Origin of the sequence: Dendronalium phyllosphericum CENA369 (assembly GCF_016056275.1) — a bacterium.
Classification (GTDB): domain Bacteria; phylum Cyanobacteriota; class Cyanobacteriia; order Cyanobacteriales; family Nostocaceae; genus Dendronalium; species Dendronalium phyllosphericum.
This window is the reverse complement of record NZ_JAECZA010000109.1, coordinates 1-3,133: the sequence shown is the minus strand read 5'-3', so window position 1 is coordinate 3,133 and position 3,133 is coordinate 1. Positions and strand designations below refer to the sequence as shown.

Sequence of the window (3,133 nt, the reverse complement as noted above, 5' to 3'; positions counted from 1 at the left end):
ATGTCGGGCATGGGCGGCTAGTAGTTTCTGAGTTGTCGTTGTGAGAGACAATAACTCTACTACGAAACGCCCTACCTCTTCATGCTCTTATTTTGGCAACGGTATTGATAAGATTAGGTATTTAAGTATTAGAAGATATTCTCCTAGTCCCGAATAAATGAACTAGATGTTATTTCCAAAACCGTCAGGGGAACAATAAGCACAAAATACCATCAGGGATAAACTACTTATGTCCTTCAAAATCTTGAGTTTGGATGGTGGCGGTATGCGCGGAGTCATCGCAGCACGCATCCTTCAAGAAATTGAGCGCCAAATTTACAAAAACAAAGGTCAGTCTTTACACGAATATTTCGATCTGATTGCCGGTACTTCTACTGGCTCAATTTTAACGGCGGGCATTGCTAGTGGAAAAAAGAGTGTCGATTTGATTGAAATTTATAGACAGCAAGGAAAATATATATTCCCGATTCCCAAAAAAGACCCCTATAAAATCATCCCATCTATTCTTCGACCGCTTTTTCAAGCATTTTCACAGGCTAAATATGCTCATCAGGGATTGATTGATGTCCTTCAACATGAGTTGTCGTACAAGAGAATTAAAGATATTCAAAGACCTATAATATTAATTCTTGCTTACGATACCCTTTATCGCAACACGACATTTTTTACCAATTGTCATCCTGACCAAGGAGATCGATGGTACGATGACTGTTATTTATGGGAAATATGTGCAGCTTCTTCTTCAGCTCCCACTTTTTTCCCCCCTTATAAATTAGAGCCTGTTGATAAAGAAAAGTTTGGTAATTGGGTATTCCCATACATTGATGGCGGAGTTTCCGCAAACAATCCAACTCTGGCGGCAATCAGCCTAGTCATGAGGCTCATTCAATCTTCAATATCTTCCACAATTAAGCAAAAATATCACCTAGATAAAGTTAAGCAGTTAGAAGACATTGCTATTTTATCTATTGGTACAGGTCAAACTGGCGAACCATATTTGTTTGAGCAAATTAAAAGTTGGAAAAGCCTAGATTGGGCACAACATCTAACTGATATTTTTATGGAGCCAACTTCTGAGATCGATAGTACAATTAGCCGCCAAATTATGGGTGGATACGAATCTAAACGTTACTTGCGTCTTCAGTTTGATTTGAATGAGAGATTTAAAGCTAAATCAGGTGAGACATATAAAGACACTCGCATATTATTGCAGCCAAAGGATCGATGCAATAAATTTACAAAAACATACATTTGTGAAGAGATAGATAACGCTAGAGATGCAACGATTGAAAAGTTGATCGATACTGCATCTAAATTTATCGATGAAGGTTGTACATACTATACCAGAGATAGTTGCGGGCCCCAGGTCAAGGATGCGATCGCTTCTTTCATTGCTGCTAACTAGTGTATCTACGGTTAGATGTCAATAATAGCTACATAACTAATTATAAGAATATCTTTTCACAAAAAATCAATAAATTAATTTATCTCATATCGTTATAATTAACGGTTTTTTCTGTGTAGTTCTGAAGCTGACATGGGAATACTAAGTACCACAGATAAGTTAGACGACAAATAGCAAAATTGGTAATCGTTTAACTTTTTGTGATGAGCTTTTGGTGTTTAACTATCCGGATTTTTCTTCTAAAAACTGTAGAGAATTAATAGGGTTAAGTAAACGGGCAACTTTCTATGAAAACTCTGTTTTATACATATAAAAACTTTATATGCACTTAATTACTAAGCTCTGAAAACAGGTTTTGAAACTTCTGATTGCTTTTTGTTACCAGAAGTGATGTTGCTAGAGAGCTTATCATTCCTAAGCAAAATGGAGCAAGTATCGAAAAATAACCAGCTACTCAAACAAACTCAAGAGCTAATTTACATCAGATAGTCTCAGCAATGAGTTCATAGGTACGACTATACATAGTGCAAGTAGAGAAAAAATTTACCAGTATTTACTGGCGATCTAATTTATCTACAAGCCAGAACTGAAAAATTATCTACAGAAGGACAGGTTTATGTCAATTATTGTTTGAATTTTATTTCTTCTCAGTACAAATGTTCTGAAAATCTAGTGTTTGCTAGATATTAACCGACTGTCAGAGCATTGTTCTGCCAAAACGCTTTGAGTCAAGTCTTAATGCATTTACTGCAATATTAACTACGAGAATATGCCCATCATAGCTAATCTCAGCCAGAAAACTAGCAGTAAGTGCGAATTTTCATCGCCTCTTTTGTTGAACAGTATTTCATTGATTATTGGATAGCGAGGACAACAATGTTAGTGAATTTTTTGGATGAGCGTGGTAGCGGTAGATAGAACGAGTGCGATCCTACCTCGACTATCAGTGGAAATTTTGTAATGTTGTAATAACGTTAGGGTTTTTGGGTATGACATTGGTAGCATTAGTTAATTAATGTAAATAATGATGCGGCGTGGGGCAATTCGTTTTTCGACCAAAATAAATTCAATAACGCATTGCATCCAACTGCAAATTCTCATCACCAAATGCTACTGAAACTATTGGTGGGCGTTTTTTCCCAACTTCAGAAAAAACCAGTCACATGGTAGCAATGTATTCGCTAATTGCACAATTGAATGATGTAATTTGGGCTTGACGAGTGCCCTCATCCCCATAAGTCAAATGCACATTAAGATAACTATCTGGCTTGTAGGGCATTCGTTCCGCCCACTCAATCGCTACAATTCCTGGGATCGCTTCAAAACCTTCCCAATAGGTTTCTAGGTTTAAGGCTACGACCTCTTGTGGTTCTAAACGATATAAATCTAAATGATAGAGGGGGAGCCGTCCTGCTGTGTACTCATTAATCAGAGTGAAAGTGGGACTGACAATTGGTTCAGTAATTCCTAACCCTTGTCCGATGCCTTGTACCAGCGTAGTTTTGCCAGCACCCAAATCACCCTCTAGTAAGATAACGCTACCAGCGTCGAGAGTTTGACCGAGATTAATTCCTAAGTGCAGTGTCGCCTCAGCATCTGCAAGTAAAATTTTCATTAGTCATTTGTCATTAGTCATCTGTCAGTAGTTAGTTGTCAGTAGTTAAGAGGCAGGAGCAATGTAAATTCTTTCTCCCCCTACTCCCTCATCTCCCCCTACTTCCCCTGCTT

Annotated in this window: 2 protein-coding genes; one reads left to right on the top strand and one right to left on the bottom strand. The window is 37.8% G+C overall.

Annotated elements, in window-relative coordinates:
* The first annotated feature begins 229 nt into the window (after nucleotides 1–229).
* Nucleotides 230–1,405: a patatin-like phospholipase family protein gene (locus I8752_RS19545; RefSeq protein WP_214433962.1), complete on the top strand. Its 1,176-nt coding sequence runs from the start codon at nucleotides 230–232 to the stop codon at nucleotides 1,403–1,405.
* Nucleotides 1,406–2,564: 1,159 nt separating this feature from the next.
* Here the strand turns inward: I8752_RS19545 and tsaE are convergent.
* Nucleotides 2,565–3,020 carry a tRNA (adenosine(37)-N6)-threonylcarbamoyltransferase complex ATPase subunit type 1 TsaE gene (tsaE, locus tag I8752_RS19540; RefSeq protein ID WP_214433961.1) on the bottom strand — a complete coding sequence of 152 codons (456 nt, stop codon included), beginning with the start codon at nucleotides 3,018–3,020 and terminating at the stop codon, nucleotides 2,565–2,567.
* Between the last annotated feature and the right edge of the window lie 113 nt (nucleotides 3,021–3,133).

What these genes read in the sequence shown, in the direction of transcription:
- tsaE (WP_214433961.1), bottom strand. Translation starts at nt 3,020, where the DNA reads ATGAAAATTTTACTTGCAGATGCTGAGGCGACACTGCACTTAGGAATT.
- I8752_RS19545 (WP_214433962.1), top strand. Translation starts at nt 230, where the DNA reads ATGTCCTTCAAAATCTTGAGTTTGGATGGTGGCGGTATGCGCGGAGTC.